The sequence below is a fragment of the Geobacter grbiciae genome, assembly GCF_018531165.1.
Taxonomy (GTDB): domain Bacteria; phylum Desulfobacterota; class Desulfuromonadia; order Geobacterales; family Geobacteraceae; genus Geobacter; species Geobacter metallireducens.
In genome coordinates this window covers 62,588-80,240 of the sequence record NZ_JAHDIW010000005.1, presented here as the reverse complement: position 1 = coordinate 80,240, position 17,653 = coordinate 62,588, and the positions used below count along the sequence as shown (strand labels likewise).

The 17,653-nt window shown below is 61.7% G+C and carries 24 protein-coding genes; 10 read left to right on the top strand and 14 right to left on the bottom strand.

All coding sequences use genetic code 11. The features are described 5' to 3' along the window. Window positions 1-7: 7 nt before the first annotated feature. Together modA and KJB29_RS08630 are read right to left on the bottom strand one after the other, a co-directional pair. Window positions 8-763: a molybdate ABC transporter substrate-binding protein gene (gene modA / locus KJB29_RS08635; protein ID WP_215734261.1), complete on the bottom strand. Its 756-nt coding sequence runs from the start codon at window positions 761-763 to the stop codon at window positions 8-10. Between the two features lie 250 nt (window positions 764-1,013). Beyond that, a complete protein-coding gene (locus tag KJB29_RS08630; RefSeq protein ID WP_215734260.1) occupies window positions 1,014-1,439 on the bottom strand; it encodes a TOBE domain-containing protein in 426 nt (141 codons plus the stop codon). A 265-nt stretch (window positions 1,440-1,704) separates the two neighbouring features. Here KJB29_RS08630 and KJB29_RS08625 point away from each other — a divergent pair, with 265 nt between their 5' ends. Then, on the top strand, window positions 1,705-1,965 hold the full coding sequence (locus KJB29_RS08625; RefSeq protein ID WP_215734259.1) for a hypothetical protein: 261 nt from the start codon (window positions 1,705-1,707) through the stop codon (window positions 1,963-1,965). Between the two features lie 194 nt (window positions 1,966-2,159). Next, window positions 2,160-2,816 (top strand): YiaD family glycine zipper/OmpA-like lipoprotein, encoded by a 657-nt coding sequence (locus KJB29_RS08620; protein WP_004512205.1) that lies wholly within the window; start codon window positions 2,160-2,162, stop codon window positions 2,814-2,816. Between the two features lie 53 nt (window positions 2,817-2,869). On the opposite strand, the gene KJB29_RS08615 is transcribed toward KJB29_RS08620, so the two are convergent. After that, the gene (locus KJB29_RS08615) at window positions 2,870-3,049 is read right to left on the bottom strand and encodes a DUF2007 domain-containing protein (RefSeq protein ID WP_215734258.1); all 180 of its coding nucleotides are present in this window, start codon (window positions 3,047-3,049) and stop codon (window positions 2,870-2,872) included. Between the two features lie 169 nt (window positions 3,050-3,218). On the opposite strand from KJB29_RS08615, the gene KJB29_RS08610 reads away from it, so the two are divergent. Further along, a complete protein-coding gene (locus KJB29_RS08610) occupies window positions 3,219-3,512 on the top strand; it encodes a Dabb family protein (protein ID WP_004512203.1) in 294 nt (97 codons plus the stop codon). Window positions 3,513-3,579: 67 nt separating this feature from the next. On the opposite strand, the gene KJB29_RS08605 is transcribed toward KJB29_RS08610, so the two are convergent. The 4 genes from KJB29_RS08605 to KJB29_RS08590 form a co-directional block, all read right to left on the bottom strand. Next, entirely contained in the window at window positions 3,580-3,822 is a 243-nt protein-coding gene (locus KJB29_RS08605; protein WP_215734257.1) for a YtxH domain-containing protein, read from the bottom strand. A 92-nt stretch (window positions 3,823-3,914) separates the two neighbouring features. Next, window positions 3,915-4,325, bottom strand: a complete 411-nt coding sequence (locus tag KJB29_RS08600; RefSeq protein WP_215734256.1) for a hypothetical protein — start codon at window positions 4,323-4,325, stop codon at window positions 3,915-3,917. A 33-nt stretch (window positions 4,326-4,358) separates the two neighbouring features. Beyond that, window positions 4,359-6,176 carry a bifunctional homocysteine S-methyltransferase/methylenetetrahydrofolate reductase gene (locus KJB29_RS08595; protein WP_215734255.1) on the bottom strand — a complete coding sequence of 606 codons (1,818 nt, stop codon included), beginning with the start codon at window positions 6,174-6,176 and terminating at the stop codon, window positions 4,359-4,361. 4 nt (window positions 6,177-6,180) lie between these two features. Next, entirely contained in the window at window positions 6,181-7,827 is a 1,647-nt protein-coding gene (locus tag KJB29_RS08590) for a putative manganese-dependent inorganic diphosphatase (RefSeq protein WP_215734254.1), read from the bottom strand. 86 nt (window positions 7,828-7,913) lie between these two features. Here KJB29_RS08590 and KJB29_RS08585 point away from each other — a divergent pair, with 86 nt between their 5' ends. The 6 genes from KJB29_RS08585 to KJB29_RS08560 all read left to right on the top strand — a co-directional run bounded on the left by KJB29_RS08585 (window position 7,914) and on the right by KJB29_RS08560 (window position 12,260). Then, window positions 7,914-8,537, top strand: a complete 624-nt coding sequence (locus tag KJB29_RS08585; RefSeq protein WP_215734253.1) for a DedA family protein — start codon at window positions 7,914-7,916, stop codon at window positions 8,535-8,537. Window positions 8,538-8,542: 5 nt separating this feature from the next. After that, on the top strand, window positions 8,543-8,968 hold the full coding sequence (locus tag KJB29_RS08580; protein ID WP_215734252.1) for a response regulator: 426 nt from the start codon (window positions 8,543-8,545) through the stop codon (window positions 8,966-8,968). 3 nt (window positions 8,969-8,971) lie between these two features. After that, window positions 8,972-10,072: a sensor histidine kinase gene (locus KJB29_RS08575; RefSeq protein WP_215734251.1), complete on the top strand. Its 1,101-nt coding sequence runs from the start codon at window positions 8,972-8,974 to the stop codon at window positions 10,070-10,072. A gap of 18 nt (window positions 10,073-10,090) precedes the next feature. Continuing rightward, window positions 10,091-10,630 (top strand): porin family protein, encoded by a 540-nt coding sequence (locus tag KJB29_RS08570; RefSeq protein ID WP_215734250.1) that lies wholly within the window; start codon window positions 10,091-10,093, stop codon window positions 10,628-10,630. A 3-nt stretch (window positions 10,631-10,633) separates the two neighbouring features. Continuing rightward, entirely contained in the window at window positions 10,634-11,257 is a 624-nt protein-coding gene (locus KJB29_RS08565) for a GNAT family N-acetyltransferase (RefSeq protein ID WP_215734249.1), read from the top strand. A gap of 73 nt (window positions 11,258-11,330) precedes the next feature. Then, on the top strand, window positions 11,331-12,260 hold the full coding sequence (locus tag KJB29_RS08560) for a hypothetical protein (protein WP_215734248.1): 930 nt from the start codon (window positions 11,331-11,333) through the stop codon (window positions 12,258-12,260). A 192-nt stretch (window positions 12,261-12,452) separates the two neighbouring features. Here the strand turns inward: KJB29_RS08560 and fsa are convergent, their stop codons facing one another. The 7 genes from fsa to KJB29_RS08525 form a co-directional block, all read right to left on the bottom strand. Then, complete coding sequence (gene fsa / locus KJB29_RS08555) at window positions 12,453-13,097, bottom strand: fructose-6-phosphate aldolase (RefSeq protein ID WP_215734247.1); 645 nt, start codon at window positions 13,095-13,097, stop codon at window positions 12,453-12,455. Continuing rightward, window positions 13,094-13,381, bottom strand: coding sequence for a YHS domain-containing protein (locus KJB29_RS08550; RefSeq protein WP_215734246.1), 288 nt, complete (start codon window positions 13,379-13,381; stop codon window positions 13,094-13,096). Before KJB29_RS08550 ends, fsa begins: the two co-directional genes overlap by 4 nt. A gap of 10 nt (window positions 13,382-13,391) precedes the next feature. Continuing rightward, a complete protein-coding gene (folK, locus tag KJB29_RS08545) occupies window positions 13,392-13,880 on the bottom strand; it encodes a 2-amino-4-hydroxy-6-hydroxymethyldihydropteridine diphosphokinase (protein ID WP_215734245.1) in 489 nt (162 codons plus the stop codon). A gap of 74 nt (window positions 13,881-13,954) precedes the next feature. Continuing rightward, the gene (gene nikR, locus KJB29_RS08540) at window positions 13,955-14,374 is read right to left on the bottom strand and encodes a nickel-responsive transcriptional regulator NikR (protein WP_004512190.1); all 420 of its coding nucleotides are present in this window, start codon (window positions 14,372-14,374) and stop codon (window positions 13,955-13,957) included. A gap of 79 nt (window positions 14,375-14,453) precedes the next feature. Next, entirely contained in the window at window positions 14,454-15,272 is an 819-nt protein-coding gene (locus KJB29_RS08535; RefSeq protein ID WP_215734244.1) for a metal ABC transporter permease, read from the bottom strand. Next, window positions 15,269-16,039: a metal ABC transporter ATP-binding protein gene (locus KJB29_RS08530; protein ID WP_215734243.1), complete on the bottom strand. Its 771-nt coding sequence runs from the start codon at window positions 16,037-16,039 to the stop codon at window positions 15,269-15,271. The genes KJB29_RS08535 and KJB29_RS08530 overlap by 4 nt, the downstream gene beginning before the upstream one ends. After that, window positions 16,030-16,986, bottom strand: coding sequence for a metal ABC transporter substrate-binding protein (locus KJB29_RS08525; protein WP_215734242.1), 957 nt, complete (start codon window positions 16,984-16,986; stop codon window positions 16,030-16,032). Before KJB29_RS08525 ends, KJB29_RS08530 begins: the two co-directional genes overlap by 10 nt. A 183-nt stretch (window positions 16,987-17,169) precedes the next feature. On the opposite strand from KJB29_RS08525, the gene KJB29_RS08520 reads away from it, so the two are divergent. Next, window positions 17,170-17,634: a PPC domain-containing DNA-binding protein gene (locus KJB29_RS08520; protein WP_215734241.1), complete on the top strand. Its 465-nt coding sequence runs from the start codon at window positions 17,170-17,172 to the stop codon at window positions 17,632-17,634. The last annotated feature ends 19 nt before the right edge of the window (window positions 17,635-17,653 follow it).

Genomic DNA, 17,653 nt, shown 5'->3' with positions numbered 1-17,653 from the left:
GGGCGGATTATTTCACCGCAAAGCCATACCTGATAAGAACTCTTTTCGCCTCCACCGACTGGAGGAAGCGGAGAAACCCACGGGCTTCCTTCTTCTTCGCTCCGGCCACGGTGAGGGCCAGGGGGTAGGTGACCCGGCCGTGGAGCCCCTCGGGAACAACAAAGAGTATCTTCGCCTGCTTCCCGAGCAGCAGCGCATCGGTCCGATAGACGAAGGCGCCGTCAACCTCTCCCAGTTCGGCGTACTTCATGGCCTCCCGCACATCCTTGGCCATGACGAGCTTTCCGGCCAGCTCCTTCTCAATACCCGCCTTCCGCATGGCCTCCAGGGCGTACTCGCCCGCCGGCACGCTCCGGGGGCTCCCGACGGCGATCTTCCGCAGCTTCGGCAGATCGTTCATCCCCGCCGTCTGCTGCTTCGCCGCACCGGCAAAGACCAGTGTGTTGTAGGCGAAAGTGCCGATGGTGGTGGGCTCCACAAGTTTCCGCTCCCTGAGGTAGTCCAGCCACTCCGGGTTGGCGGAGATGAAGAGGTCGGCCGGTGCACCCTGCTCGATCTGCTTGGCCAGGACGCCGGATCCGCCGTAATTCCTCGCGATCTTCACCTCGGGATGCTTTTGCACGAACACAGCGGAAAGCTCGTTGATGGCATCCTTAAGACTTGCCGCCGCCGAGAGGTTCAACTCGCCGGCTAACGCAGCCGGTGCCGCAAACAGGATACAACAGAAAGCAAGGGTGATGGCATTCATGATCATGTTCTTCATAGCATTCTCCTCGGGGACCTTTTTTCCCGGAACAGGGAAACCGACTCCGGAGTCCGGCTGCGCACCCTCCCCTCGCAAGAGTGATGCCGACCGGCATTGCGCAGCATACCAAAAGTCATTCCGGACAGGTACTGCAAAATTGATCCTCAAGGGGCCGAATCGTCATCGCACCAGTGACACAACGACGGGCAAACAAGGGGGAAACGCCCACTTTTCAGGCACGGGCCGGGCGCGTTTCCCCCGCGGGGTGTCAGCTGACCCCAAGGATAACGCTCGAAGCCTTGAAGAGGGCGCATGCATGCCCCCCCTCCTTGATGCCGAGGTTTCTGGCGCTTTCATGGGTGATGACCGCGCTGAGGGTGCTCCCTCCGCCAATCTCCACGTCCACCTCGGTGCTGACCGGCCCTTCGATCACTTTCACCACCGTGCCGCACATGATGTTGCGGGCGCTTACCTTGGCGTCGTGGAGATCAGTGCCGACAATGATCGAGCTGGCCTTGACGATGACATGGGCCTCCTTGCCGACGGCGAGCCCCAGGTTATCGACGCTGGTGTTGGTGACGACCGCGGTAACCGGGGTCCCCGCCTTGAGGGTCAGAGAAACCTCGGCGTTCACCGCCCCCTTGGTAATGCCGCTGACCGTTCCGAGAAGTACGTTTCGTGCACTCAGTTTCATGACTAACCTCCCTGTATTTAGTTGAGGCGGCTACCACCGGGAACCACCTCCCACCTACCAAGAATAGCGCCGAAACCCGGCATGTAAAGCAAGCTCCCCCTTGGCCGGGCCGCCTCGTTCGCTCGCAAAACAGCTGCCCAATATACAGTCAGTTACCTCCCCGGAAAAAGTGGCGTATGGAAAAAATAGGCATATTGTATACGCTATTCGCGGTGCTATGATTAGCCCTGACCAACAAAAACCCGGCAGCGAAAAGGAGGCAGTCATGAAAACTCTTGGATTTGGTTTTGCCGTTCTGCTGATCGTCCTTCTCGTCATCCTGAGTGTGGCATCCTACGCCCTGCCGGTTGCCGCGCCCGAAACCGGGGAGTACGGCCTTCTCGCCGGCGGCCTCCTCGGATTCGCCTCGCTCATCATCACGCTCAAGCTGGTCCCGGGGATCATCCGTTTTGCCTCCATCATCGAGGAGGAAGAGGTGCGACGGCCCGAAGAGACAGCCGTCGCTCCCGGAAAGAGCGCAGCATAGCGAGAACCAGGGCGCAGCGCCCCCTCGTCTCCTGCCGGGAAGGGGGCGCGCCCTATCCACCCGGACGCCTTATTCGGCCCCGCACATTCCGCAAGTCCATACAGACCCGTCCCCTTCGTGGTTGTCTCCCCCGGCTGATATGCTATACTGCCTCGTTAATGAGCAACAGTATCTTTATCCACCAGGGAGGAATTATGAAACGGACAGCACTCTGCGCTCTCACCATCGCCATGGCAGCCCTAACCGGTTGCGCTCAACCCATGACCCGGACCCAGACGGGAGCCGCCTTAGGGACTGGTGTCGGCGCGGCGGTCGGCGCGGGGCTCGGCCAGGCAATCGGACGCAACACGGAATCAACCCTCATCGGCGCGGCGGCGGGCGCGTTGGCCGGCGGCCTCACCGGCGGAGCCATCGGCAACTACATGGACAAGCAGGAACAAGCCATGCGGCAGGCCGTTGCCAATGTAGAGGGAGCAAGCATCCAGCGTGACCAGAACGTCCTTGCCGTCACCTTCAAATCGGACATCCTCTTCCCCATCAATTCGGCCGTCCTCCAGCCGGGAGCAAACGATGAAATCACCCGGGTGGCCCAGGTCCTCACCCAGTATCCCGCAACGACCATCACCATCGCCGGCCACACCGACAGCACGGGAAGCGACGCCCTCAACCAGACGCTCTCGGAGCGCCGGGCCACTGCCGTCAAGAACGCCCTGGCAGCCCGCGGCGTGGCCCCGGCCCGCATGAACGCCATCGGTTTCGGCAAGAGCAAGCCCATTGCCGACAACAGCACCGAGGCAGGGCGCAGCATGAACCGCCGGGTAGAGATCACCATCGTCCCCCAGCAGCAGTAATCGGCTGCACACACGGGATACCTGCGGCCCGCCGGCAACGACGGGCCGTTTTTTCATCCCTTCCGCAGCAGGGCCTCCGCGAAGGGGAGATCCTCCTCGGCCACGTGAATCTGCTGGGGCCCGATTCCCTCCTGAGGCTCGGGCAGCAGAAAGTACTCGATCCCCTTTCCTCTAAGGATAGCCTCGACACGGGCCTGATCGGCCCGATCCTTCGGATCGTAGAACTTCACCATGACGGCACCTCCTTTGCCTGAGTTAGCTACAACTCTACCATGAAAAATCGTAACCACACGCCCGCGGTGGCAATGGGAGCACTCATGTGATATGGTTGCGGCCGGCAGCAGAGAGGAAATACACGACAGGACAGCGTCAGGAACTACTACTCAAGGGAGGGATGAATCGATGGTAACCCACATAGTCTTTTTCAAGCTCCACGATCCCACGCCGGCCAACGTGACCGCAACGAGGGAAAAGCTGGAGAGCATGAGGGGGGAAATCCCCCTTCTTCGCCACCTGGAAGTGGGGGTTGACGTGATCAGGTCCGAGCGATCCTATGATCTGGCCCTCGTGACCAAGTTCGACTCGATGGAAGACCTCCAGGCCTACCAGGTCCACCCCTACCATGCCGGCGAGGTGATCCCCCACATGAAAGCGGTATCGTCATCGGTGGTAGCAGTCGACTACGAGTCTGCCTGAAAGTCCACCTCGGAACCGCATACGAAAACGCCCCGTCTCCTTTGGTGGAGCGGGGCGTTGTTGTTTCCTAGATCCAGCAGCTGCCGCCTTCGATACCTCCGGGCTCGTCCTTGGCCTTGGGGGCGACCTTATACTTCGCCTCGCGGACTGCCGAGCGGATTTTCCCAACCGCATCCTCGGTGACATCGCCGAGCTTTTCCCTGACTTCACGGCCGGTCTTGGGAGTAAGGAGGAGAGCGGCACCGGCCGCAAGGGCCGCGCCGGCGAAGAAGGCCAAGATAGCAGCGGTTTCGGTGTTTTTGTCTGACATACGGTGCGCTCCTTTGGTGTCTGGCATTACGCCTGGTAGTCCCTACTGTTTACCACATTATTGCCCACATTGAAACACCGCGATGATACGAATCACTTGAACTCGGGAAGCGGCGTCACGATGCGCCAGCGCTCCTTTCCGCCGACCTCCTCGTAGCGCCACTGCTGGACGTCCTCCAGGGTCTTGAGCCGGGTGGACGGAAGAATGTAGTAGTCGATCTCCACCCTCACCGTCGCCGTCCCCTTCTCCGGATCCATATCCACCCTCTTCACCCGGTAATCGGCCATGGAGACCCCCTTGGCCGCCTTGGCCCGGGCGAGGCATTCATCGGCGACAGTGGAAACCGCGAAACTCATGCAGGCATTTTCATGCTCCTGCCAGCGCACCAGCCGGTCGTATTCCCGGGAGCTGTCTTCGAACCGCTGCGCCACCAGATAGGTGTTGCGACAGCCGGCAAGAAAAAAAAGCAGTAGGAAAAACGATGCAACTCGCTGGATACGCATGGGCACCTCCTGTGATGACAACAAGGGAAACCGTTATTTCCCCTTGATGTGCCGCACCAGTTCAACGGCGATCTCGTAACGACCGAAAGGGGGCATGAGATAGAAGCCGCCGACCCGGCCCCGGACGGCGTCGATAAACTCCCGGGCGATGGCGAGCCCTTCCCGGACTCCCTCGTCCTTCTCTTTCCCCCGCATCCGGGCCCGGATATCCTCGGGAATCACGATCCCCGGCACCTCGTTGTGGAGGAACTCGCAGTTGCGCTCACTGACCAGCGGAAGGATTCCCGGCAGCACCGGTACCCCCAGATGGGCCGTCCGTTCCAGCATCTCGTCGAGGCGTACCAGATCGTAGAGAGGCTGGGTCTGGACGAAGCGGGCCCCGTTGGCAACCTTCTTGGCGAGGCGTTCCGCCTGGACCTCCATCCGCTGGCTGTTGGGGTTGAAGGCACAGCCGATGGCAAACCCGGCCCCCCGGCCAAGGGGGTTGCCGAGGGCGTTCACCCCCGTGTTCAGGTCGGCCAGGAGCTTGATGAGGGTGAAGGAGTTCAGGTCGAAGACCGAGGAGGCCCCGGCCTGCTCCCCGATCCGGGCCGGGTCCCCGGTGACGGCGAGGATGCTCCGGATACCGAGGAGGCTTGCCCCCATGAGGTCCGACTGGAGCCCCAGGAGGTTGCGGTCCCGGCAGGTAACGTGGACGATGACCTCGATCCCCACCTCTTGCTGGATGAGATGCCCCAGGGCGATGTTCCCCATCCGGATGCGGGCCAGGGGGTTTTCGGCGATATTGATGGCATCGGCCCCGGCGGCCTTCAGGGCCCGGCTCCCCTCGATAATCTTCCCGCAGTCGAATCCCTTGGGGGGGTCCAGCTCTACGGTGACCACCGGCTCCTTCCCCCAGCGGGCCAGGAACCCTCCAACTTCGGCAACCGCCTCCCGCTGTTCCTCTGCCGGCACAACAGGGGCAGCCACGCTCCGGACCGCGGGGCGCAGCCCTGCCAGCCTCTCGGCAAGGCGCCGGATATGCTCCGGCGTGGTGCCGCAGCATCCCCCCACGAGCCCCGCCCCGGCTCCCACCATCTCGGCGGCCCGCTCGGCAAAGTAGTCGGGTGTGGTGCGGTAGACGTGACGCCCATTCACGTATTCGGGGAAGCCACTGTTGGGGTACGCCGCGATGGGAAGCCGGGTTGCCCGGGCCATGCGCCGGATGGTGCCGAGAACCTCCAGGGGGCCGGCGCCGCAGTTGGCCCCAACCACGTCCGCGCCCGCGTCGGTCAGCTCCCGCGCCGCCCGTTCCACGTCGGCCCCACCGGCAAGGCGGCCGTTCTCCAGAAACGCCATGTTCGCCACGACCGGAAGCCCCGTCTCCCGGGCCGCCGTCAAGGCACAGAGAATCTGTCCCAGGTCGGTGAAGGTCTCCAGGATGAGGAGATCGACCCCACCCTCGGCCAGGGCCAGGGCCTGGCGGCGGAAGATCTCCGTGGTCTCGGCCGGGGAAAGCTCCCGCTCGTCCCCCTTCACCCTCACCAGGGGTCCCATGGAGCCGGCCACGAAGGCATCGCTCCCCTCGGCGGCCTCCCGGGCCAGCCGGGCACCCCGCAGGATGATCTCCCGCTCCCGCTTGTCGAGGCCGATGGCCGAGAGTTTCGTCCAGTTGGCGCCAAAAGTGTTGGTTTCAATAACCTTCGCCCCGGCGGCCAGGTACTCCCGGTGGAGCTCCAGGACCAACTCGGGCCGCACCAGGTTCAGGTGCTCCACGTTGGCGTCGAGGGAGACCCCCTTGGCATAGAGCATGGTGCCGATGGCACCGTCCCCCACGAGGACTTCGCTGTTCAGACGTTCGAGAAAATTCATCGTTCTAGAGCTTCCCCAGTACTTTCAAGAGATGCGGCACCATCTGCTTCTTGCGGGACATGACCCCCTTCAGCTCGTAGAGGTGGGGCTCCACCTGGGGGTACCCCATGATGTGGGCCAATTCATTCTTCCCTTCGGCCAGGAAAAGCGTCGTCTCGCTGTAGATGTCAGTCACCATGAAGCCTGCCAGGTGGAGCCGGTCCGCCTCCTTCACCTTCCTCAGGGTCTCCCGGAGGGTCTCCTTCAGGTCGAAGAACTCGTCGAACCCCACCACCTCCACCTGCCCCACGCCAAAGAGGGTGTCGCCGGCGGTGAAATGCTTGAAATCGGCTCGGATCGCCTTCTCCGGGGTGCCATGGGCCGAGAAGCCGCCGCAGGCGGAGAAGATGTCCTTGCCGAATGCCACGTGATCGAGGCCGGCCCGCTCTTCGAGCCACCGGACGATTTCCCGGTCCCGGCTGGTGGTTGTGGGGGACTTGAGGATGACCGTGTCGGAGAGGACCCCGGCCAGAAGGAGCGCCGCCACCTTCTGGTCGGGCTCAATCCCCCGCTCCCGGTAGAGGGAGGCCACCACGGTGCAGGTGCTCCCCACCGGTGCCGCCATGAAGGTAATCGGCTGATTCGTGGGGGGGTTCCCCAGCTTGTGATGGTCGATCACCTCCAGAATCTCCACCACTTCGGCCCCGGGGACCGACTGGGCCAGCTCGTTGTGATCCACGAGGATGAGGGAGTAGGGAATCTGCGCCAGGAGCGACGACTTGGTGGCGACGCCGGCGATGGTGCCATCCTCCTCCACGGCGATCACCGCCGGCTCCCCCGAGTGGAGAAGCTTGAGGCGCAGGTGCTCCAGGGGCTCGGCCACCCCGATCTGCTCGAACTTCGCCTCCACAAAGTGGGAGAGAGGCGTTGAGAGGCGGGCCAGACCGGCGGCGGTGGCGGTATCGTGGGGGGTGGAGACGACCGTCACCCCCTGCTCCCGCGCCTGCTCCAAGAGGCCATCGGCCAACGGAAAGCCGCCGGTTACCACCAGGAGCCGCCCCCCCCGCTCGATGGCCGCCTGCTGGATGCTGCGGCGGTCGCCGGTCATGATGAGGAGCGATGCAGGGTCATACCCTTCGATGTGGCTCGAAAACGACTCCTCCAGCATGGCGCCGATGAAGAGATGGAGGTGCTCCACCTCGTCGGTCGGGGTGCCGGTCAGGAAGGTGCCGTCCAGGCAGGAGGCCAGGGTGCGGAGCGAGGCGTCGACCCCCCGCTTTCGGTCGGTGCCGGCCACCAGGTACTTCTCGGAGAGTTTGAGGAGCGACGCGAGCCCCAGGGGTGCGCCACCCTCGTCAACCACCGGCAATACCCTGATGCCGTGCTTGTGAAAGATCCCCAGAGCATCCCGCAGGGGGGTACTGCTGACGGCCGTCACCGGCTGGCGGTTGATGACGTGGCAGACCTTGGGATGGACGTCGGCCAGGTAGATCGGCGCCTCGATCCCGAGCCGTTCCAGAATGTAGCGGGTCTGGGGGTTCGGCTCGCCGGCCATGGCGGCGGTCACGTTCATCTGCCCCTGGTGGTTCTTGAGCGCCGCGTAGGCCAGAGCCGAAGCGACGGAGTCGGTGTCGGGGTTCCGGTGCCCAACCACGTAAATCTGCTTATCCATTGATTCTCCTGCTTTTTCTGGCCTCAATGACCCGAACTGTGCTATAAAAATGTGCTTTACCTAACCCCACGGAAGGACATTTTCCCATGCAACAGATCATCGACTGGCTCCTGGCCACCATCGGCGCCATGGGCTACCCCGGAATCTTCATCCTCATGGCCATGGAAAGCTCCGTCATCCCCATACCGAGCGAGCTGGTGATGCCGCCTGCCGGATACCTGGCCCAGCAGGGGGAGATGAACATCTGGGCAGCCATCCTCCTGGGGACAGTGGGGAGCCTCGTGGGTGCCTACGTCAACTACTTTGCCGCCCACTGGCTGGGGCGTCCCCTGCTTCTGAAATACGGAAAGTATGTCTGGATCACCGAAGAGAAGTTCGCGAAAGTTGAAACATTCTTCCACAAGCACGGCGAGATTTCAACCTTCATCGGTCGGCTCCTCCCGGTGATCCGGCACCTGATCTCGCTCCCGGCAGGGCTTGCCGGAATGCATCACGGGAAATTCGCCTTCTACACCGCCGCAGGGGCATTCTTCTGGGTGACGATCCTCACCTGGATCGGCTACGTCATCGGCGAAAATCGGGAACTCATCATAAAGTACTCCCACCAGGCGCTGATCGGGGTCATCATCTTCAGCGTCGTGCTGGTGGTGGTCTACGTGCGGCGGCACCGGCGGAAAAGCCTGAGCGCTGACGCAACAGGGGAGAGATAACTGCCATGACACAGCAGGGCGCCATCAAGACGAAGCTCATCCTGATCGAGGATGAACCGGGGCATACGAGGCTCATCACCAAGAACCTCATGAAGAGCTCCGATGTGGAGATTCTCCCCTTCGATACGGGGCGCAAGGCCCTGGAATACTTCGAGGGGACCCACCCGGAAGATCTTCGCCGGCATCTCGTTGTCCTCGACATCAACATGCCCGGCATTGACGGTTTTGAGGTCTTGCGGCGCCTCAAAGGAAATGAGGCCACTGCCGCGGTCCCGGTCATCGTCTTCACCACGACGGACCACCCCGACGAGATACGCAGATGTTACCAAGAGGGGGCCAACCTCTATCTGGTCAAGCCCATGGACTACACGGCCTTTCAAGTGACGATCGACTTCCTCGCCGCGACCCTCACGATGATGAGGCTTCCCTAGGGGATGTCCGGCAGCGGGAGCACACACCCCACCCTTGTGGTGGCGGCCGACGGAAAGATCATCGAGGCAAACGATGCGTTCACCCTCCTTTCCGGCTACCGAGCGGAAGCGGTCACCGGCCGCTTGTTCCATGAAGTCGTCCTTTGCGCAGGCGGAGCCCCCGGCATTGCCGGCATGGAGACCTTCAGCGGGGTGGAGCTGAGAAAGGCTTCCGGGGCCCGACTGTCCCTGCTTGCTGTCGTTTCCCCCGTGTTCAGCCAGAACCTCGCCACCTACCGCTACATCGTGAAACTTATCGAATGCAGGGAGATACCGGAGGTGGCGCAGACCCTTGCCGCCGCAGAATCCCGCCTGGAGGTCTCCGAACGAGAACTGCAGACGTTCGTCTCCAGCGTCTCCCACGATCTCCGCTCGCCCGTGGTGAGCATCAAGGGTTTCACCGGCGAACTGCGAGGCCTTACCGAAAATTTCATGAGGCAGATCGGCAAGGCGCCGGATCTCTCCCCGGAATCCGAGGCGCTGTTCACCCAGTATCGCGAGGAAATGCTCGAAGCCATCGGCTTTGTGGAATCAAGCGCGAAGCGGGTCGAACGCCTGGTCAATCTGCTGGTTGTCTTCTCCAAGCTGGAAGGGATACCGTTGAGCGACCAGCGCGTGGACATGGCCAGCCTCATCTGGAGCGTCCTCACCGCCATGCGCCACCGGATCGGGCAGAAGAACTGCCAGATCTCCATGGAAGCGGTGTTTCCCTCCCTGATGATCGATCCCACCGTGACCGAGCGGATATTCAGCAACATCCTCGACAATGCCGTCAAGTATCTCGACCCCTCCCGTCCCGGGGCCATAACGATCAAAGCCGGTGAAAATGACCGGGAAGTGATCTTCTCGATACGCGACAACGGCATCGGCATTGCCGAATACAACAGGCACAAGGTGTTCATGTTCTTCAGGCGCGCCACCGACCTGGACATCCCCGGCGACGGCGTCGGCATGCCCCTGGCGAGGGCGCTCCTCAAGCGCTACCGGGGCCGCATCTGGTTCGAATCCCTGGAAGGAACAGGGACAACCTTTCACGTGGCATTCCCCAAGACCCTCGTGGTCTGAGGCAATTCACCGGCATCCATGGTTTTCCCTCACTTTTTCCGCATACCCTGCTCGTGTCTCCTCCTCTGCGCCCTGTCCCTGGCCGCGGGTCCCAGCGCCCATACCGAGGAAAAGCTCAAGGCCATCTACAACCGAGCCTTCCGGGCACCGACCATCGAGCAGACGTCGGCAGTCCTGAAGACCGGCAACAAACTTAAGACCGCAACGGCCGACGTGCTGGAACTGGAGGCAAGCCACCGGTTCGACGCCCGCAGCCATGCGACGGTCAACCTCTTCGATATCCGCATGAATCACCCCATCAACTACTACTACGATTTCGTCAACAGCCTAGATGCCTACAAGAACGAGGGTCGCATCGGAACGCAGAGGGTGGAGGCCGAGTACCAGTTCCGGGGGACCTGGGAAGTGAACCAGATCGCCGGCGCCGACAATGCCAAGGCGTTCTGGCGCCGGGCCATCGGCAGCTACACGGGGGGCGCGTACCGGGAAGACGTCTACAGCGACCCCTACTGGGGGACGGTGACGAGGCAGCAGTTCAGGAATGGCGGGGAGGGATAGCGAATGGACTGGGGGAAATACAAACTGGAACTATGCACCGGACCGGCTGTCATACCGCACCTTTCGGAAATCGCCCGGCTCCGGATCACGATATTCGGGGAGTATCCCTACCTCTACAAGGGCTCCCGGGAAATCGAAACGAAGTATCTGCGGGCCTACGCCGACACGCCGGATGCCTGTGTGTTCGTGGCCCGGGACGGTGACGCCATCATCGGCGCCGGCACCGGCGTGCCATTACGCGGGGAACCGGCGACCTTCACGGCACCATTCGCCGACAGCCCCTTCTCCCTGGACACCATCTACTACCTTGGCGAAGTGCTTTTCCTGCCGGGCTACCGAGGGCAGGGGCTTGGCTCACGGCTTCTGAAGGAGTTCGAGGAACATATCCACTCATTGGGGAGGTATCGTCACCTGGCCTGTGCCACCATCGAGCGGCCCGAAGACCACCCCCCGCGACCGGACGACTACCATCCCATCGACGGCTACCTGACCAGGGCCGGGTTCACCCGATATCCGGAACTCCGGGTTACCCTCCCCTGGCCCGACCTTGAGGGGGAGGTCACCGACAATACGATGGTGTTCTGGATGAAGGAGCTTTTTGTCCCACCCTCCGCATTTACCCCTTGACGCAGATCAAACAATATTTTATAGAGACATTTAATAATATTACCTTTAAAATATTACAAGGGGGGGCTTACAGATGAACAGAAGTTTATCGGCATTGTTTGCAACACTTGCAACCGTTGGTTTGGTACTTGCCGGATGCAGCCCCGCCCAGTATGTTCTTGTTCAGAGCAGCGCAGTTGAGACAATGAAGGAGAATGCACCAGATGTCACAGCTACGCCCCGTTATTACAAGATGATTTCCCAAATACAGTCTGTTGCCCTGAATGCGCCTTCGTCTTGTGCGGACAAGTCGGCAGCGGCCACAACTGGTTCCGCGGAGGGAAAAGGAGAGGTTGTCAAGACACGTTGCGGCGTCGAAATGGCGGAAATTGAAAGAGCGCTCGTTCGTCAGGGCTTCACTGTGTACTCATGGAACATGTTGAACCAGGCCATCGCTGTAAACACTAATGCAACTGCAACGGAAGTTGCGAAAAAGCTTGGAGCGCAGCTTCTCTTCCAAGTCAACTCCCTGGAGCGTGTGAAGTTATCTCCTGACCGCGATGCACGACTCGAGCGAAATTTCTACGAGTCAAACGAATATGGTGACATGCTCAAGCCGCTGAAGCTGGAAGAAGGTCAAATCAAAGAGATCAAAGAGGAAATTGGCTCAAAGGAACTCAAGCAACTTTTATCGGCGACTAAACTTGGCGCAATGCTAGACATCAGCGCCATTGATAGCGAAACGGGTCAAACCATATGGTTTTATCGGTGGAGCAACCAGGAAGACGCATCAAAAAGCGTTTTTGCCAGTTTCTTGATGAAATGCCACGGGCAGGATTGCAACCAAGAAGAAGTGGAAAGCCGCGATGACGATGACAAAGAAAAATCGTCCGAGAAACGAAGCAAGGAAGTAGAAACGTATATGATCAGCGGTCGGCCTGCCAGCGAACAGGACGCGATATATTTCAGCCTACTCCGAAATATAACCGCTGATTTTGTAAAGCGGTTTTCGTCGGGTAAATGATTTCACAAACGCGATATCGAGAGTTATGAACCTCTGTCAGCGCTAGAATCATCGCAGAGTTGGCAAAATTATTCCTCGGATCAGAGTCGAACCGCTTTCCTTTGCAGACACAGCCATTTTTCAAGCCAAAAGCCCCGGATATCATTCGATACACGGGGCTTTTGAACATACAATTATGAAACAAAGAGCAAGCTACTTCGGCACCTTCTCCCAGTCCTTCAGGAACCGCTCGATGCCGGCGTCGGTGAGGGGGTGCTTGGCCAGTTGAAGCATAACCGAGAAGGGGATGGTGGCGATGTCAGCGCCGATGAGGGCGGCGTTCAGGACGTGGATCGGGTTCCGGACGCTGGCCACGATGATTTCTGCCGTGTAGCCGTAGTTGTCGAAGATGGTCTTGATGTCGTCGATGATCCCCATGCCGTCCTGGGAGATGTCGTCGAGGCGCCCCACAAAGGGGGAGACGTAGGTGGCGCCGGCCTTGGCGGCCAGAAGGGCCTGCATGGCGGTAAAGATGAGGGTGACGTTGGTCTTGATCCCTTTCTTCGTGAGGGTGGTGCAGGCCTTGAGCCCTTCCGGGGTCATGGGGAGCTTGATGACGATGTTCTTGTGGATCGCGGCCAGCTCCTCGGCCTCGCGAATCATGCCGTCATGGTCCAGGGAGACCACCTCGGCGGAGATGGGGCCGTCAACGATGCCGGTGATCTCCTTGATGACCTCCTCGAACTTGCGTCCCGATTTGGCGATGAGCGAAGGGTTGGTGGTGACGCCGTCCACGAGCCCCAGCTCGTGGGCCTCGCGGATTTCGTTCACGTCTGCGGTGTCGATGAAAAACTTCATTTTCGTTCCTCCGGGTTTGATTGGTTATGGGTGGTGCCTGCATGCTCAAGGCCGGCCTGGTACTTCTCCAGGCAGGCCATGGAGCAGAAATGGATTCTTTTCCCCTCGTGGCGGCCGATGACGGCGTCGTCCTCGGTGACGTAGACGCCGCAGACCGGGTCCTGGAAGGTCTCCTCCTTCTCCGGGTCAGGTATCGTCGGCTTCTCTTCCTGCTTCTTGTTCAAAAAACCCTGCACGATCCTGAAGCCCACATAAAACAGGATGAGCATGATAATCAGCCGCATCGGCAAACTCCTAAATCCTGGTCACCCGCTCTCCGGGAGGGAGCAAACGAAGCAGCTCGTCCACCCTTTTTCCGAGCCGGGGATGAAGCTGGTGGGGGGCGATCTCCGCCAGGGGAACCAGCACGAAGCGCCGCTCGTGGAGCCGGGGATGGGGGATGACGAGCCCCTCTTCGTCAAGGATGAGATCGCCGTAGAGGAGGATGTCCAGGTCCATGGAGCGCGGTCCCCACGGGACGTCCCGCACCCTCCGGAACACGTCGGTTTCGATCCGCTGGAGTTCCGCGAGCAACCGGCGGGGCGAGAGGGCCGTTTCGAGCCTCAGGACAGCGTTGAGGAAGTTGGGCTGGTCCACTGGCCCGACGGGGTCGGTGTCGTAAAAGCCGGAAAGGGCCGTGATGCGGGTCTGCTCCAGCCTGCCGATCTCGGCCACGGCCCGGAGAAGGTTCAACTCCCGATCCCCCTGGTTCGAGCCGAGGGCTATGAAAACGTTCGATTTCACCGGTAGATTAGAGCACAACGCGCCCTATTTTTCAACGCCCCTGACCGCTTTTCCCGGACCCCGGTCCCGGCCTTTCAGTGCAGTTCCTCCCCCGTGGTGGTCATGACGAGCTTGCCGTGTTTGACCCCCTTCACGCCAATCAGCTCGTCGGCGATCTTCTTCACCTCCCGGGCCTTGCCTCGCACCACGAGGACCTCAAGACAGTTGTGGGCATCCAGATGGACGTGGAGGGCCGAGACGATCTCGTTGTGGTGGGAATGCTGCTGCTCGGTGAGCTTGTCGGAGAGGTCCCGGACGTGGTGGTTGTAGACGAGGGTCACGGTGCCGACGGTCTCCTCCTCGCCCCCCTCCCACTTGAGCTCCACCAGCGCCGCGCGGATCAGGTCGCGGACCGCCTCGGAGCGGTTCATGTACCCCTTCTGCTCGATGAGGCGGTCGAAACTCTCCAACAGTTTGTCGTCGATGGAGATGCCGAATCTGACGGTTTCGCCCATGGTCTCTTCTCCTGCGGCTGATCTCGAAACGGCTGGATGATAGACTACTTTGCCAGGGAGAGGAATCTTTTTTTGCGCGCTACTTCCGCAGCTTTCGTAGCCCGAAGGAGATGAGGAACAGGGTGAAGTTCACCAGGATGATAGTGGCGCCGGCAGGGAGGTTCGCCAGGAACGAGATGACGATCCCGGCCACCACCGACAGGACCCCGAGAACCACGGCGAGGACAATGGCGGTCCGGAACCCCCGGGCCACCTGCAGCGACGTGACCGCCGGGAGGATGAGAAGCGCCGAGATGAGCATGATCCCCACCACCTTCATGGCCAGGACCACAGTGAGCGCCGTAAGGAGAACAAGCACCGCGTTGATCCGATCGACCCGGATTCCCGAGGTGCGGGCCAGTTCCTCGTCAAAGGCGATGGCGAAGAGGTCGTGATAGCAGAGGAGCACCGTGAGGCAGACGATGACGAAAAGGACCGCCGTCTGCCCCAGTTCGAAGGGGCTGATGGAGAGGATGTTGCCGAAGAGGTAGCTGAAGAGGTCCACATTGAAGCCACCGGCCATGCTCGCCAGCAGGATGCCGGTGGCGACCCCCAGGGACGAGACGATGCCGATGGCGGCGTCGCCGTAGATCCGCGCCCGCTCGGCCAGCCTCAGGATCCCCAGGGCCGCCAGGAGCACGGCCGGGATGGCGGCGACGGTGGCATAGACCGACTGGAAACGGAGGAACAGGGCCAGCGCCACGCTCCCGAAGGTGACATGGGCCAGGCCGTCGCCGATGAGTGAGAGGCGCCGCAGGACGAGGAATACCCCGAGTACTGCGCAGAGGGCCGCGATGAGGGAACCGGCTGCAAGGGCCCGAAGGAGAAAGCCGTACTGAAAGATGTCGAGGAACGTCACCGGGGTGCTCCGTCTTGATGCCGATGGCAGATCAGGTGCTGGGAGTGGGAGCCGAAAAAGTCGCCCATTTCCGGCGAACCGCAGAAGTCGTCGAAACCCCCGTAGAAGACGAGCCGCTTGTCCAGGTAGAGGAGACTCGACGCGTAGCGGCCGATGGTGCCGCTGTCGTGGGTCACGAGGATGACGGTGGTTTTCCGCTCCCGGTTCAGCTCCTGAATGGTGCGGTAGAAAACTTCCCGGGTCTCCGGATCCAGGGCCGTGGTGGGTTCGTCCAGGACAAGGAGTTCCGGCCCGTTCACCATGGCCCGGGCCAGGAGCACCCGCTGCCGCAGGCCGCCGGAAAGTTCGCCGATGAGCCGGTTGCGGATGCCGCCGATACCCATGAGCTCCAGTGCCCGATCAACGGCCCCGGCGTCCTCCCGGTGAACGCGGCGGGGGAAGCTCCGGTTGGCCAGGAGTCCCAGCGCCACCACCTCGGCGACGGTGGCCGGAAAATGGGGATTGAAATGCTGGAGCCCCTGGGGGAGGTAGCCGACCCGCTGCCACTGATCGAAGGAAGCGAGGGGGGTTCCGAAGAGGTCGACGCGCCCCCGGTCGGGGCGGGCAAGCCCCAGAATGCAGCGGACAAGGGTGCTCTTCCCCGAGCCGTTGGGACCGACAATCCCCACGTAGCTCCCCTTTTCCACGGCAAACGATACGTCGAGCAGGGCGTCGACCCCCTGGTAGGCATGGGAGAGCCCCTGGACCGTGACCACCCCTACCGGCATTGGAGCCCCTCCCGCAGATTCTTCAGATTCTTCTCCATGAGCTCCATAAAGGTGACTCCCCTGTCCAGATCGGCCTTCGAGACGGTATGGGCGCCGTGGAGCATGAGGATGGAGGCGCCGGTCTCCCGGGCGATGGTCTCTGCGGTGCGGGGATCGAGAAGCTCCTCGGTGAAGATGTACTTCAGTCCCTCGGCCCGCACCTGATTCACGAGTTGCGCCAGCTTCGCCGGGGTCGGCTCGGCGTCGGCGGAAACGGCATAGGCCGACAGGTAGCGGAGGCCGTAGCGGTTGGCCAGGTAGCCGAAGGCGTAGTGCCCGCCATGGAGGATGGTTCGCGTGGCGCACGAAGCGAGCCCCTTGCGGTACCGTTCGTCCAGGTCGGCCAGCCTGGCGCGGTAGGCGGCGGCATTGGCAAGGTAGACGGACCGGTTCGCCGGATCCGCTGCGGCAAGGGCTGCGGCGATGTTGTCCACCATGAGCTGGGCGTTGGTGAAATCGAGCCAGAGGTGGGGGTCCATCCGCTCGCCGCCATGGCTGTGCCCTCCGTGGCCATGGTCGTCGTGATTATTCCCCTCGCCTGCCTTGAGGAATTTTGCCCCCCGGCTCGCATCGACCACGGTGAGCTTCCTGCCGCCGGCCCCCTTGACGATCTCGCCGGCCCACGGCTCCATGTACCGGTTCGTGTAGATAAAGAGATCGGCCTTGCTTACCCGCACGATGTCGCCCGGCTGGGGCTCGAAACTGTGGGGCTCCATGCCGGGAGGGAGGAGGAGTGTCACCTCGGCCTTGTCCCCTGCCACGGCGCGGGCAAATTCGTAGACCGGGAAGATGGTGGCGACGATCCGCGGCTTGCCGATCCCGCCGGCACCCTTTTCCTCCGTTTTCCGGCACCCGGAAGCGAGCGCCGCCAGGACCAGCACCAAAACCATGAATGCAATGCGTCTCATGAACCCTCTTTTTTCGCCCGCAAACGGGGCAGCCGAAGCAGGAATAACAAGCGGTGGTTGCCGCTCTAAAATACCCCCCGTCCGGTGCTTGTCAAGGGGGAATCCCTCCGTTGACTCCCATGGGCAGATGGGCTACAGTGGCCGAAATCCGCCACCCCGGCGGAACACGACGGAGGTACGGCGATGTTCATGGGCAAGCTCCCCCACCAGGCGGACCTGATCGGCGCCCTCATCGAGGCGGCCGGCGCCAACGGTATCCGGGCCGGCGCCATCCAGGTGATCGGCGCCCTCCAGGGGGCAAAACTCGGCTTTTACGACCAGTGGAGCAAGAGCTACCGGGAGCTCCCCTTCGCCAAACCCCTGGAGATCATTTCCGGCCTGGGGAACATATCGCTGCGGGACGGCAGGCCCTTCGTCCACCTCCATCTCTCCCTTTCCGACGAAGAGGGGAAGGTTTTCGGCGGCCATGCCCTGGAGGGATGCACCATCTTCGCCGCCGAGTACGCCATCATGCCGCTGCCGGGGAGTGCGCCCGTCCGCGTCTTCGACGAGACCACCGGCCTCTTCCTCTGGGAGCGGGAGCAGTACCCGGCCTCGGGACAGAAGGGGCTCTCCCCCGAGCTTGAGCGGGCGCTTCTCAACCCGTAACACCGCACCATCATTCTCA